This window comes from Streptomyces sp. 7R007 (assembly GCF_054850255.1).
Genome location: NZ_JBTWMV010000040.1, coordinates 55,746 through 67,761 on the forward strand (window position 1 = coordinate 55,746; position 12,016 = coordinate 67,761).

General features: G+C 71.8%; 13 protein-coding genes and 1 pseudogene. 8 read left to right on the forward strand and 6 right to left on the reverse strand.

The features are described 5' to 3' along the window. Nucleotides 1-86: 86 nt before the first annotated feature. The 4 genes from ACYF6T_RS34565 (at nucleotide 87) to ACYF6T_RS34580 (ending at nucleotide 4,517) form a co-directional block, all read left to right on the forward strand. A complete protein-coding gene (locus tag ACYF6T_RS34565; RefSeq protein WP_461701482.1) occupies nucleotides 87-1,067 on the forward strand; it encodes a CHRD domain-containing protein in 981 nt (326 codons plus the stop codon). A 272-nt stretch (nucleotides 1,068-1,339) separates the two neighbouring features. Beyond that, nucleotides 1,340-2,584, forward strand: a complete 1,245-nt coding sequence (locus tag ACYF6T_RS34570) for a LolA family protein (RefSeq protein WP_461701484.1) — start codon at nucleotides 1,340-1,342, stop codon at nucleotides 2,582-2,584. Nucleotides 2,585-2,641: 57 nt separating this feature from the next. Next, nucleotides 2,642-3,643 (forward strand): ABC transporter ATP-binding protein, encoded by a 1,002-nt coding sequence (locus tag ACYF6T_RS34575; RefSeq protein ID WP_461701485.1) that lies wholly within the window; start codon nucleotides 2,642-2,644, stop codon nucleotides 3,641-3,643. Further along, entirely contained in the window at nucleotides 3,630-4,517 is an 888-nt protein-coding gene (locus ACYF6T_RS34580; RefSeq protein WP_461701487.1) for an ABC transporter permease, read from the forward strand. The genes ACYF6T_RS34575 and ACYF6T_RS34580 overlap by 14 nt, the downstream gene beginning before the upstream one ends. A gap of 3 nt (nucleotides 4,518-4,520) precedes the next feature. On the opposite strand, the gene ACYF6T_RS34585 is transcribed toward ACYF6T_RS34580, so the two are convergent. Further along, on the reverse strand, nucleotides 4,521-5,117 hold the full coding sequence (locus ACYF6T_RS34585) for a flavodoxin family protein (protein ID WP_461701489.1): 597 nt from the start codon (nucleotides 5,115-5,117) through the stop codon (nucleotides 4,521-4,523). Between the two features lie 116 nt (nucleotides 5,118-5,233). Then, nucleotides 5,234-5,737, reverse strand: a complete 504-nt coding sequence (locus ACYF6T_RS34590) for a DUF6668 family protein (protein WP_461701491.1) — start codon at nucleotides 5,735-5,737, stop codon at nucleotides 5,234-5,236. 192 nt (nucleotides 5,738-5,929) lie between these two features. Here ACYF6T_RS34590 and ACYF6T_RS34595 point away from each other — a divergent pair, with 192 nt between their 5' ends. Continuing rightward, complete coding sequence (locus tag ACYF6T_RS34595; protein WP_461701492.1) at nucleotides 5,930-7,498, forward strand: tetratricopeptide repeat protein; 1,569 nt, start codon at nucleotides 5,930-5,932, stop codon at nucleotides 7,496-7,498. Between the two features lie 71 nt (nucleotides 7,499-7,569). Here ACYF6T_RS34595 and ACYF6T_RS34600 read toward each other — a convergent pair whose 3' ends face one another. From ACYF6T_RS34600 to ACYF6T_RS34610, 3 genes are all read right to left on the reverse strand, one after another. Beyond that, a complete protein-coding gene (locus tag ACYF6T_RS34600) occupies nucleotides 7,570-8,064 on the reverse strand; it encodes a VOC family protein (protein ID WP_461701493.1) in 495 nt (164 codons plus the stop codon). A 56-nt stretch (nucleotides 8,065-8,120) separates the two neighbouring features. Then, nucleotides 8,121-9,020 (reverse strand): EamA family transporter RarD, encoded by a 900-nt coding sequence (gene rarD, locus ACYF6T_RS34605; protein WP_461701503.1) that lies wholly within the window; start codon nucleotides 9,018-9,020, stop codon nucleotides 8,121-8,123. Nucleotides 9,021-9,263: 243 nt separating this feature from the next. Next, nucleotides 9,264-10,118, reverse strand: a complete 855-nt coding sequence (locus ACYF6T_RS34610; RefSeq protein ID WP_461701495.1) for an SDR family oxidoreductase — start codon at nucleotides 10,116-10,118, stop codon at nucleotides 9,264-9,266. A 100-nt stretch (nucleotides 10,119-10,218) separates the two neighbouring features. On the opposite strand from ACYF6T_RS34610, the gene ACYF6T_RS34615 reads away from it, so the two are divergent. From ACYF6T_RS34615 to ACYF6T_RS34625, 3 genes are all read left to right on the forward strand, one after another. Further along, complete coding sequence (locus ACYF6T_RS34615; protein WP_461701496.1) at nucleotides 10,219-10,611, forward strand: winged helix-turn-helix transcriptional regulator; 393 nt, start codon at nucleotides 10,219-10,221, stop codon at nucleotides 10,609-10,611. Nucleotides 10,612-10,799: 188 nt separating this feature from the next. Then, nucleotides 10,800-11,372: a DUF6082 family protein gene (locus ACYF6T_RS34620; protein ID WP_461701498.1), complete on the forward strand. Its 573-nt coding sequence runs from the start codon at nucleotides 10,800-10,802 to the stop codon at nucleotides 11,370-11,372. A 178-nt stretch (nucleotides 11,373-11,550) separates the two neighbouring features. Beyond that, nucleotides 11,551-11,787 (forward strand): hypothetical protein, encoded by a 237-nt coding sequence (locus ACYF6T_RS34625; RefSeq protein ID WP_461701505.1) that lies wholly within the window; start codon nucleotides 11,551-11,553, stop codon nucleotides 11,785-11,787. 97 nt (nucleotides 11,788-11,884) lie between these two features. Here the strand turns inward: ACYF6T_RS34625 and ACYF6T_RS34630 are convergent. Continuing rightward, nucleotides 11,885-12,016 (reverse strand): annotated as a pseudogene (locus ACYF6T_RS34630) (2-oxoacid:ferredoxin oxidoreductase subunit beta); the annotation flags it as partial.

Consider the following 12,016-nt stretch of genomic DNA (forward strand, 5'->3'; position numbering starts at 1 on the left):
TGAATCCAAACCAAGAACCATTCCGTATCCATGCACAGAAGCCGACGCAGGGGGCGTCGGCTGTGATACGGGGAGACAAGTTCATCATGGGTTTGAATGCGACGTTCCTGACCAGGCGCCGTAACAGCCTGCTCGTCACCGCTGCCGCGGTGGCCGCCGTCGGTGGGGTGGCCGGTGCCGTGATCCCCGCCTCCGCCGCCGGAGGCACCCGCACCGACCACGCGGCCCACACCGCCACCGCGGCCCACCAGACACTGCTCGCCGCCAGTCTCCGTGGCGCCAACGAGGTGCCCGTGGCAGGCGGCCCCGCCGTCGGGGACAAGGACGGCGCCGCGCTGGAGTTCGTCAGGGTCAAGGGCGACAAGGTCTCCGTCGCCGTCACCTGGCGCGGCACCGCACGGCCGACCATGCTCCACATCCACCAGGGCGCCAAGGGCACCAACGGCGGCGTCAAGATCGACTTCAGCGCCCTGCTCGGCAAGAGCGGCGGCAGCCACACCGTCACCGGCACCGTCAAGGTCGACGACCCGGCCCTGCTCGGCGCCCTCACCTCCGACCCCGGCTCCTTCTACGCCAACCTCCACACCGCCGAGTTCCCCGGCGGAGCCGTCCGCGGGCAGCTCCACAAGGTCACCGTCGCCGGCTTCGCCTTCCGTGGCGCCCTCGACAACTTCCAGGCCTCCGTCGTCAAGGGCAAGCAGATCTACGAGTGCAAGCCCACCGACGGCGGCGGATACGCCTTCGCCCAGCGTGACGTCAGCGCCCTGCTCGGCGCCGGCATCCGGCACTCCTTCGTCGCGCCCAACTCCGGTACGCCGCAGTGGATCGCGCCCGACGGAAGCGCCGTCACGGGCGCCGTCCTGTCCAAGACCCCGAACGGCGACGGCAACATCCCCGAACTCGACCTCAAGGCCACCCGCTCCGGCAAGCACCACGGCCTGCTCGCCCACACCACGGAGATCATGCGCCTGAACACCGTCGGCGGAGTCGCCCCGGCCGGCACCTGCACACCCGGCACGATCGTCGGCGTCCCGTACCGGGCGGACTACGTCTTCCTGCAGTACTGACACCCGGCGGCCCCGACAGAGGAGTTGGCGTCTCGGCACAACCAGGCGGTGCCTGCCCGCTCGACCCCTACGGGTCCGGGGAGGCACCGCCCTCCCGTGTCATACCCCAGGTGTACGTGGAGTTGGCTCCGCGGTCTGACGCTTCTTCCCGGCCGATTTGGTCAGATGGACACCACGGAAAACACCAATCCTCACCGATTCGGGTGAGAATGGCGGCTCGGGGTGAACACATGAATGGAGAAGCCGCCGCCGACGACGGAGGTAAGGCACACATGGCACCGTACGAATCCGACGACAGCACGATCACCGAGGACGCCGACGAACTGCGCGCCGGCCGGCGCAAGGCCGCGCGGTACGTCGTTCCGGTCGCGGTCGTGGGGGTGGCGGCGGCGACCATCGGGCTCGTCCCCGCGCTCGCCGACTCCGGTGACCCCGACCTGCCGAAGATCACCGCCCAGCAGCTCATCGAGAAGATCGCCAAGTCGGACGTCGAGCAGCTGTCCGGCACCGTGAAGGTCACCGCCGACCTCGGCCTGCCCGACCTCGGCGGCCTGGAGAGCAGCCTGACGTCCGGCGCGACCGGCTCCGGCGACGGCTCCTCCGCCGACCCGTCGGCCAAGCTCACCGAACTCGCCTCCGGCACCCACACCCTGCGCGTCGCCGCCGACGGCCCCGACAAGCAGAAGGTCTCCCTGCTGGAGAACGCGGCCGAGTACAGCCTCATCCACAACGGCAAGGACGTCTGGGGCTACGACAGCCGGTCCAACTCGGTCTACCACGCCACCGACGGCAGCGCATCGGCCGGCCGGAAGGACGACGACAAGACCCCGGTCACGCCGAAGGACTTCGCCGACGAGGCCCTCAAGTCCGTCGACGACACGACCTCCGTCACCGTCGACGGCACCGCGCAGGTCGCCGGCCGGGACGCGTACCGGCTGGTCGTCAAGCCGAAGCAGTCCGGTTCGACGGTCGGCCAGATCACCGTGGCCGTGGACGCCAGGACCGGTCTGCCGCTGAAGTTCACGCTCACCCCGGCGAGCGGCGGCGCGGCCGTCGTCGACGTCGGCTTCACCCAGGTCGGCTTCGCCCGGCCCGCCGCCTCCACCTTCGCCTTCACCCCGCCCAAGGGCGCGAAGGTCACCGAGGGCGACCAGGCCGACGGCGGCCTGAAGGGCGACAAGGGCAGGAAGTCCGACGAGAGCGGGAAGTCCGACGAGAGCGGGAAGTCCGGCGAGGACCTCGGCGCCGGTCTCGACGGTCTCAACGTCCTCGGCAAGGGCTGGAGCTCCATCGCCACCTTCGACACCGGCGGCCAGGGCATCCCGTCCGGCTCCGAGGTCGGCGGCGACTTCGGCGGCTTCCTGGACTCGCTGGGCGACAAGGTCTCCGGCTCGTTCGGCTCGGGCACGGTCTTCAAGACCCGCCTGATCAACGCCCTGATCACCGACGACGGCAAGGTCTACGTCGGCGCGGTCACCAAGGACGCCCTCGTGAAGGCCGCGAACGAGGGGAAGTAATCGGGGGAAGTAAAACGGGGAAAGCAGCCACCGTACGTGCACGAATCGAGGGAGCCGATGGAGGAACCGTCCGCCACGGAACCGCAACCGCAATCGGAAGCGGAGGCGGGCGGGACCGCCGACGCGGCTGACGGCGTCATCGCCACCCACGCGCTCACCAAGCGCTACCGCGGCGGACAACTCGCCGTCGACGGCCTCGACCTGACCGTCCCGGCGGGCAGCGTCTTCGGCTTCCTCGGTCCGAACGGCTCCGGCAAGACCACCACCATCCGCATGCTGATGGGCCTGATCGAGCCGACCTCCGGCTCGGCGCGCGTCCTGGGCCGCCCCATGCCGCGCGCCGCCCGCGCCGTACTCCCGCACGTCGGCGCCCTCATCGAGGGCCCGGCCCTCTACGGCTTCCTCTCCGGCCACGACAACCTCGTCCGGTACGACGCCGCCGACCCGACCGCCGACCCCCGCACCCGGCGCGCCCGCGTCGCGGCGGCGCTGGACCGGGTGGGGCTCACGGCGGCGGCCGGCAAGAAGGCCAAGGCGTACTCGCTCGGCATGAAGCAGCGCCTGGGCCTCGCGGCCGCCCTCCTCCAGCCGCGCCGGCTGCTGGTGCTGGACGAGCCGACCAACGGCCTCGACCCGCAGGGCATGCGCGAAATCCGTTCGCTCATCCGGGAACTGGCGTCCGACGGCACGACGGTCTTCCTCTCCTCCCACCTCCTCGACGAGATCGAGCAGGTCTGCACCCACGCGGCCGTCATGGCCCAGGGCCGTCTGATCACCCAGGGCGCGGTGGCGGACCTGGCGGCGGGCATGCGGGGGCGGCTGGTCGTCACCACGCCGGACACGGCGGACGCGGCGCGAGTGCTGAAGGAGCAGGGCGCCGGCGATGTCGTCGTAGCGGAGGACCGGGTGACCGCCGAGCCCCCCGACCGTGAACTGGCGGAGCTGAACGCCGCGTTGGTGACGGCGGGCGTCCGGGTCCGCGGCTTCGGAGTGGAACGGGCCTCCCTGGAGGACGCGTTCGTGGCGCTGACGGGGGAGGGCTTCGATGTCGCAGGCTGAACCGAAGGCGCTCCCGGCCGCCGCGAGCCGCCGTACGACCTTCCGCGCCACCCTCCTCCGCAACGAACTGCACACCACCTTCCGCCGCTGGCGCACCCTCGCCCTCCTCGGCGTGCTCGCGGCGGTCCCGGTCCTCGTCGGTATCGCGGTGAAGATCGAGACCAGCGACGGCTCCTCGGTGGGCCCCGGCCGCGGCGGCGAGGGCCCGGCCTTCATCTCGCAGATCACCAACAACGGCCTGTTCCTGGTCTTCACCGCTCTCGCCGCCACCCTGCCGTTCTTCCTGCCGATGGCGATCGGCGTCATCGCGGGCGACGCGATCGCCGGGGAGGCGAACGCGGGCACCCTGCGCTACCTCCTGGTCGCCCCCGCCGGCCGCACCCGCCTGCTGCTCACCAAGTACGCGACGGTGCTGGCCTTCTGCCTGGTGGCCACCCTCGTCGTCGCGGTCTCGGCGCTCACGGTCGGCGCGATCCTCTTCCCGCTCGGCGACCTCACGACCATCTCCGGCACGCAGATCACCTTCGCCGACGGCCTGGGCAGAGCCCTGCTGATCGCCCTCGTCGTCGCCGCGTCCCTGACCGGGCTGGCGGCCCTCGGCCTGTTCGTCTCGACGCTCACCAACAGCGGCATCGCGGCGATGGCGACCACCGTGGGCCTGCTGATCACGGTCCAGATCCTCGACCAGATCCCCCAGCTCCACGCGCTGCGGCCGTACTTCTTCTCCCACTACTGGCTGTCCTTCGCCGACCTGATGCGCGACCCGGTCTACTGGGACGACCTGGTCAAGAACCTCGGCCTCCAGGCCCTGTACGTGGCGGTGTTCGGCTCGGCGGCGTGGGCACGCTTGACGACGAAGGACATCACGGCCTAGGCACTACGCGGCCTCGTCCCGCTCCTCGTAGGGGAAGCGCGCGAGCGGAGCCTCCCGCGTGAAGAAGGTCTTGGCGCGGGTCAGCGCCTCGGTGTCCTTGAGTACGTCACCGGGCTTGCTGCCGTTGCCGAGCAGCACCCCGCCGAAGCGCATCCCCATGTACGCGGCGGAGTTGCGCAGGGTGCCGACCAGCGGATCGGCGACGACGAACTCCTCGTGCGCCAGCGCGGTGACGCCCCACAGGGTGCGGCCCGCCATCCTCGCCTTGAAGTCGACGCCGGGCGTGCGCAGCCACCCGGACCAGTGGTCCAGGTAGCGCTTGGTCTGGGCGGAGACCGAGTACCAGTACAGCGGCGAGACGATCACGACGTCCGTGGCCGCGAGGGTGGCGCCGAGCAGCAGTGCCGCGCTGCCCTCCGTCGGACGGGAGTGATCGCTGTCGTGCCGCAGGTCGGCGAAGTCGGGCAGCGGATGCTCGGCCAGGCCGATCCACTCCTGCTCGACGCTCGCGGGCAACTGCTCGGCAGCGCGCCGGGCCAGCGTCTCGCTGTTGCCCTCGCTGCGGCTGCTGCCCAGCACGAACAGAAAGCGACGGCTCATGAGATCCCCCAGGGTGACAGACACGGGTGACAGACACGGAATGACAGGCGTACGACAATAACAAGCATCTGCATTATATGTATACGCAAGTAATGGTGCCACCCCTAAGGCGAGCGCTAGGAATGCCGCCCCGTGAGACGCGCCAGCGTCGCGGTCTCGCGTGGCGCGGGCCCGTCGAACTCGCCCAGCCGCCACGCGGGGACCCACGGCACGCGGTACACGTCGACCAGCGACTCGATCGCGCGCACCTCGCGTTCGAGGGGCCGGGGCAGGCGCCCGGGCGCGTCCGCGACCAGCACCACCCCGTCGAGGTCGAGACCGGGCGGCGCCTGGCCGCGCCGGAAGACGTCCAGGGTGCGGGCGACGGCCGCGAGACCGGACGCGTGCGTGCGGGCGACCAGCAGGACGCACGGGGGATCGTCGGGGCCGGGCCAGGCGCGCCCGCAGTCGTGACCGCCGTAGACCGCGGCGAGGGTGGTGACGCCGGCGCCGCCGTGTGTGCCGACCCAGGAGTAGCGCCGGGCGGTGGCGGCGTGCGGGGTCGCCGGCGGGGCCGTCTCCGGTACGGCGACGGGCCCGCGGATCCAGATCTCCGGTCCCTGCTGCACGTCGGTCCGCATGCCCGCTCTCCTCCCTCGGCACGCCCTCCGGTCCTGGGACGAGTCTGTGACCTCACGGTGACGTGAGAACCGGGAGCGACCGGAGAGACTCAACAGTACGTGTACGACCGGATCTTGATGCCGGGAAGCGGGAACGCGACGGCCGAAGGGGGCACGATGGAACCCGAACGCGCCGTCCGAGTGAGGGAAGCGATGTCTCGACTCAGCCGCGAGAAGAAGCGGGAACAGAAACGGGCCGCGCAGTCGGCGGTCCCCCTCGTGGCCGCGCCGATCGACGTCCGCGTCCCCGGCACGGGCCCCGCCTCCGTGGGCGGCGTCCCGGTGACGGCGCCCGCCGGCGAGGAGATCCACCAGACCGTACTGAACCACCTCCACCGCATCGCCCTCGCCACCGGTCATCCCGTCCACGCCACGATCCAGGACGACCGCATCGGGTACGTCGTCCACGTGGAGGTGGGCACGGACGGCTCCAGCGGGTTCACGGGGGAGCCGGTGCGGATGGCGGAGACGGGGGAGGGGGAGGGGAGCGCGGCGGGGACTCCGGGGGGCAGGCCGGGAAGCGGGCCGGGGAACACACGGGGGAACGCGCCGGGCCTGCCACAGCCGCCGTCCACGACGGCCGCGGCAGCCCCCGTGTCCGCAACGCCGACGACCCCAGGCCCTCCAGCCCAGCCGACACCTCCGGTCCCGACAGCCCAGCCGACGCCTCCCGCCCCTGCAGTCCAGCCGACGCCTCCCGCCCCTCCAGCCCAGCCGACGCCTCCCGTCTGGCCGCAGGCCGGGATGCCGACGCCCACGACGGACCGGCAGCCGCAGGCGCAGTCGCAGCCGTCGACGCCGGCATCCGCCGTAGATCCCCAACCGCGTTCCGAGACGCCCGCATCCCCCGAAGCCGATCCCGACATCCACCCCCACTCCCACCCTCACTCCCGCCCCCAAGAACCCCGCAGCCACGACAAACCGACCCACCTCCTCCGCCGGCCCGCGGACGTCGTGCGGGACAGCGCGCCGACCTTTCCCTTCCGGGCCGTGTCCGAGCCGCGGCCGCTCGGGGAGGGCTCGCCGACCTTCCCGCTGCGGGCCGTGCCGGAGGCGCCGGTGCCCGGGACGGTCGTACCGCCGACGGGGGAGTTCGGGCCGCCCCCGCCGATGGACGCCGTACCGCCGCGTTCCACGCCCGAAGCCGGTCCGAAGGAGCCGGACGCCGACTGGGTGGGCGACCCCGACGCCAGGTCCACGCCCACGCCCGCCCGCGGGTTCGACGCCGTGGCCGAGGCGGTGCTCGGCGACGAACCCCCGGCCGCCACGGTCCTCGCGCAGCCGATGGCGCGGATCAACGAGGCGGTCAAGGAGGGCCGTATAGACGCCGCGGCGGCGCTCGCGGAGCAGACCGTCCAGGAGTCGTCCGCGACCCTCGGCCCCGAACACCCCGAGGTCCTGCGCCTGCGCGAACTCACCGCGTACATCGCGTACCTGGCCGGTGACCCGGTCCGCGCCTTCCGGCTCTCGCTGGACCTGGTCCGGATCCACCGCCGCCACCGCGACGCCGAAGCGGCCTACGGCAGCGTGCAGAGCGCGGCAGCGGCCTGGCGTGCGGTACGGGACCCGCGGGAGGGGCTGGACCTGGGCCGTGACCTGATCGGCGAGTGGGCGGGGCTCAGCGCCGAGGACGGTCCCGCGGCCGAGGACGTCGAGCAACTGGAGTCGGCTCGCGCCCGCATGGCGCGCCTCACCGCCCGCGCCGAGCGCTCAGCGCCCTGAACCACGCCGGCCCCCTGAACCACGCCGGCCCCTCGAACCACGACCGCCCCTAAACCAACGCCCGCGCGCCCTCACTGCACGCAGAACTCGTTGCCCTCCGGGTCCGCCATGACCACCCACTGGCCGGCGGGCTCGCTCACCCGGCGCAGCACCCGTGCGCCCAGCGCCTCCAGCCGCTCCACCTCCGCGTCCCGCCGGCCCTCGCCGGGGTGCAGGTCGAGGTGGAGCCGGTTCTTGCCGGTCTTCGCCTCGGGCACCCGCTGGAACAGCAGCCGCCGCCCCAGGCCGGTCCCGCGCTCCTTGTCGTACGGGTCGTCGGGATGCCGTACGGCGATGAGGTCCCGGAAGGCCGGGCGGCCGTGGAAGTCGACGGCGGCCTCGGCCGGCAGCGCCCCGAGTTCCAGCAGCCGCCGGACGAAGGCGCCGTTGTCCTCGACCTCGTACCCGAGAGCGGCGGCCCAGAAGTCGGCCTGTGCGTGCGGGTCGGCGGCGTCGACGACGAGTTTCCAGTGGACGGGGGTGGGGGTAGGGGCGGGGCCGGGGCCGGGTGCGGATGGCTGTGTCATGGGCCCACTATCCGCTGCGGGCCGCCGACAGCGCCGACCTTCGGCTCTTCCGGTGATCAGGCGTCCACCGCGTCCACCGAGGCAGCCGGTGCCCCCTCGGCCCGCGACAGCTCGGCCCTCTGGCGGCCCAGCCGGCGCGCGGCGCGCCACGCGTCGAAGGTCAGCAGGCACAGCGCCAGCCACACCAGCGCGAACCCGGCCCACCGCTCGGCCGGCATCGACTCGTGGAAGTACCAGACCCCGAGCAGGAACTGGAACACCGGCGCCAGATACTGCAGCAGCCCCAGCGTGGACAGCGGCACCCGTATCGCCGCCGCCCCGAAGCAGACGAGCGGCAGCGCGGTGACGACGCCGGTCGAGGCGAGCAGCGCCGCGTGTCCGGCGCCCTCGCTCGCGAACGTCGACTCGCCCCGCGAGGACAGCCACAGCAGATACCCGAGCGCGGGCAGGAACTGGATGGCGGTCTCCGCGGCGAGCGACTCCACCCCGCCCAGGTTGACCTTCTTCTTCACCAGCCCGTACGTGGCGAAGGAGAACGCCAGACAGAGCGAGATCCACGGCGGCCGCCCGTACCCGACCGTGAGTACGACGACGGCCGCGGCGCCGACCGCGACGGCCGTCCACTGCACGGGCCGCAGCCGCTCCTTCAGCAGCAGGACGCCCATGGCGATGGTGACGAGGGGGTTGATGAAGTACCCGAGCGAGGCCTCCACCACGTGCCCGCTGTTCACGGCCCAGATGTAGACGCCCCAGTTGACGGTGATGACGGCCGCGGCCACCACGAGGAGCGCGAGCCGGCGCGGCCGGCGCAGCAGCTCGCCGACCCAGGCCCAGCGCCGCACGACGACGAGCGCGAGGGCCACGAAGGCGAGGGACCAGACCATCCGGTGGGCGAGGATCTCGACCGCCCCGGCGGGCTTGAGGTGCGGCCAGAACAGGGGGACCAGCCCCCACATGCCGTACGCCGCGAAGCCGTTCAGCAGACCTATCCGCCGCTCGCCCTTCGACTCCCCGGTCACGGCCGCTCCCTCTTGCTCTCGCACGCTCTCACGTTCGGTCCACCCGGACGAAGGTAACGCCGAAGGCCCCCGCCTGTCATGCCCGTATCGGCATACGGTCATGACAGGCGGGGGTGGAGTCTCAAAGGCTGGGCTCAGCCCCTGGGCAGAGGGGCCGAGGGGCCGAGCCCAGGGCGGGGCTCAGTTCTTCAGCGCGGCGGCGATCGCGTCGGCCATCGGCGTGGTCGGGCGGCCGATCAGGCGGGAGAGGTCGCCGCTGTCGACGACCAGCTCGCCCTTCGCGATGGAGGCGTCGACGCCGGCGAGGATCGCGGCGACCGGCTCGGGGAGCCCGGCGCCCGTGAGGATGCCGGTGAGCGCCTCGACGGAGACCGCGTTGACGCCGATCTCCCGGCCGCTCTGGCGGCTCAGTTCGGCCGCGTACTCGGCGAAGCTCCACGCCTGGTCGCCGCCGAGTTCGTACGTCTTGTTCTCGTGCCCCTCGCCGGTCAGCACCGCCACCGCGGCGGCGGCGTAGTCGGCACGGGAGGCGGAGGAGACACGGCCGTCGCCCGCGGCGTGGGTGACGGCGTTGTACTCGAAGACCGGGCCGAGGTTCTCGGTGTAGTTCTCGTGGTACCAGCCGTTGCGCAGCAGCACGTACGGCAGCCCGGAGGCCAGCAGCGCTTTCTCCGTGCCGCGGTGGTCGTCGGCGAGGGCGGCGGTGAGGGTGCCGGGGGCACTGGTGTAGGCGAGGAGGGCGACGCCGGCGGCCTGGGCGGCGTCGATGACGGCGCGGTGCTGGGCGACGCGGTCGTTGCCTACCTCGCTGCCGGAGATGAGGAGCACCTTGTCGCCGGCGGAGAAGACGCCGTCGAGGGTCTCGGGGGCGTTGTAGTCGGCGACGGCGAGCCGTACGCCGCGGGCGGCGAGGTCGGCGGCCTTGGCCTCGTCGCGCACGACGGCGGTGACCTGTCCGGCCGGGACCTTCTCCAGCAGCTGCTCCACGACGTGACGGCCGAGGTGTCCGGTGGCTCCGGTGACGACGATGCTCATGATGTGCGCTCTCCTGATGGGGGACGGGCTCCTTCTGTTCACTAACCCTAGGTCAGGCGCTAACTCTGCGAAAGTACCCACTTTGAAGTAAGGTACTGGCATGGCCGTAAGCAAGCAGGCAGTGCCCTCCAGGTACGACACCGGCGAGGCGATGTGCCCCTACCGTCTCGTCCTGGAACACGTCACCAGCCGCTGGGGCGTCCTGGTCCTGATCGAACTCCTCGACCGCCCCCACCGCTTCAGCGAACTGCGCCGGGCGATCGGCCGCGTCAGCGAGAAGATGCTCACGCAGACCTTGCAGACCCTGGAACGCGACGGCCTGGTCCACCGCGACGCGAAACCGGTGATCCCGCCAAGGGTCGACTACTCCCTGACGGACCTGGGCCGAGAGGCGGCGGAACAGGTGCGGGGGCTGGCGATGTGGACACAGGAGCGGATGGGGGCGGTGCTGGAGGCGCGGGAGCGGTACGACGAGCGCCGAAGGCAGGGCTGAGCCGGGAGGACGGCTCGGGGGCGGGCACACGACGGGCGCTCGTCGGGCACACGGGAGTCAGGGCACCGGCAGCCGGGCGCACCACGTCCCTCCATGCGCCCCCTCTCCGCCTCCCATGCCGCCTGACGGCACCGGGCACGCTGGAAGCGACCGTGCACGGTCAACCGGATCCAGGGGGATTCCTCGACATGGTCTTACGGCGGAACACGGCTGCGCGAAGTATCGGTTCTGCGGTCATGGCGGGGCTGGGGCTGGCGTGGGCGTCCTTCGCCTGGGGAGCCCGTCGCCGACGCCAGGAGCAACTGCTCGCGGAGCTGCTGAAACAGCTCGCGCTGATGACGGAGGAGATCCACCGGGCGAACCTGATCCAGTACTTCCGCCTCAACGGGGACCAGCTGGACCGCGCCAGCGACGACGCCGCACTGGCCGACGCGTCGAGCACACTGGAGGGCCTCTCCCAGGAAAGACGGCGCCAGCTGATGTACGCCAACCGCCAGTACGCCTCGCTGGGCCTGGCCTACCGCGTGGGCGTGATCGACTGGGACCAGCTCCTGGGACATCTCAGAGTGCTGTGTCGCAACTCCGTGTTCGCCGAATACTGGGACCGGACGGTCGAGCACCGGATGAGTCTGCCCGCGGACTCCACCGAGGGACGGATCGGGGCGGCCGTCGACGTGATCATGGAGGAGCTGGCCGACGACCCGGACCAGTGGTGGGTGGTCGGCTCCGGTTCCGTTCCCGAGCCCCCCGCGCGCGAGTGAGCCGTCCCGTGCCTCTGTGCCGCCCGCCTGGGCGAGTGTGAGCCTCGCGATCTCGGGTCAGACATAGGACGTCACTGTGGACGCTGGGGTGGGGCTTTCGCACGTGTCGCCACCCCGCACGAGCGGGGCCCCCGGGCCCCCGGAGGGGACGGCTCACTTGCCCAACGAGTTCTCGGCCGTGCGGATCGCGCGCCGCCTCGGCGATCCGCCGCGGAAAAGAGGCAGCCTCACCCAGGAGACGTGTCCTGACATCTTTGAACTGAGCGACGGCCGTTTCGCCGTCATCGGCACCGAAGCCACCACCGCCCTCGATCCCCATCTCCCCCCGGATGCCGCCCGAGCCGACTACGAGCGCATTGTCGTGATCAGTCGCGAGACCCTTGTCCGTGCCAAGAAGGACATCCCCGACGTGTGACCACGTCCCGATGTGTGCCCCCACCACACCGAGGGCCCGGACGCCGTACCGCGCGTCCGGGCCCCTGTGCGGTCCGACGACCGTCAGCCGACGACGGTCAGCCGACGACGGTCCAGGTGTCGCCGCCGGCGAGCAGTGCCGCCAGATCGCCCTTGCCGTGCTGTTCGATCGCCGTGTCGAGCTGGTCGGCCATCTGGGTGTCGTACACCGGCCGGTCCACCGAGCGCAG

Excerpts from the sequence above, each read along its gene's own strand:
- ACYF6T_RS34565 (WP_461701482.1), top strand. The coding sequence starts at position 87 with ATGGGTTTGAATGCGACGTTCCTGACCAGGCGCCGTAACAGCCTGCTC.
- ACYF6T_RS34570 (WP_461701484.1), top strand. The coding sequence starts at position 1,340 with ATGGCACCGTACGAATCCGACGACAGCACGATCACCGAGGACGCCGAC.
- ACYF6T_RS34575 (WP_461701485.1), top strand. The coding sequence starts at position 2,642 with ATGGAGGAACCGTCCGCCACGGAACCGCAACCGCAATCGGAAGCGGAG.
- ACYF6T_RS34580 (WP_461701487.1), top strand. The coding sequence starts at position 3,630 with ATGTCGCAGGCTGAACCGAAGGCGCTCCCGGCCGCCGCGAGCCGCCGT.
- ACYF6T_RS34585 (WP_461701489.1), bottom strand. The coding sequence starts at position 5,117 with ATGAGCCGTCGCTTTCTGTTCGTGCTGGGCAGCAGCCGCAGCGAGGGC.
- ACYF6T_RS34590 (WP_461701491.1), bottom strand. The coding sequence starts at position 5,737 with ATGCGGACCGACGTGCAGCAGGGACCGGAGATCTGGATCCGCGGGCCC.
- ACYF6T_RS34595 (WP_461701492.1), top strand. The coding sequence starts at position 5,930 with ATGTCTCGACTCAGCCGCGAGAAGAAGCGGGAACAGAAACGGGCCGCG.
- ACYF6T_RS34600 (WP_461701493.1), bottom strand. The coding sequence starts at position 8,064 with ATGACACAGCCATCCGCACCCGGCCCCGGCCCCGCCCCTACCCCCACC.
- rarD (WP_461701503.1), bottom strand. The coding sequence starts at position 9,020 with ATGTGGGGGCTGGTCCCCCTGTTCTGGCCGCACCTCAAGCCCGCCGGG.
- ACYF6T_RS34610 (WP_461701495.1), bottom strand. The coding sequence starts at position 10,118 with ATGAGCATCGTCGTCACCGGAGCCACCGGACACCTCGGCCGTCACGTC.
- ACYF6T_RS34615 (WP_461701496.1), top strand. The coding sequence starts at position 10,219 with ATGGCCGTAAGCAAGCAGGCAGTGCCCTCCAGGTACGACACCGGCGAG.
- ACYF6T_RS34620 (WP_461701498.1), top strand. The coding sequence starts at position 10,800 with ATGGTCTTACGGCGGAACACGGCTGCGCGAAGTATCGGTTCTGCGGTC.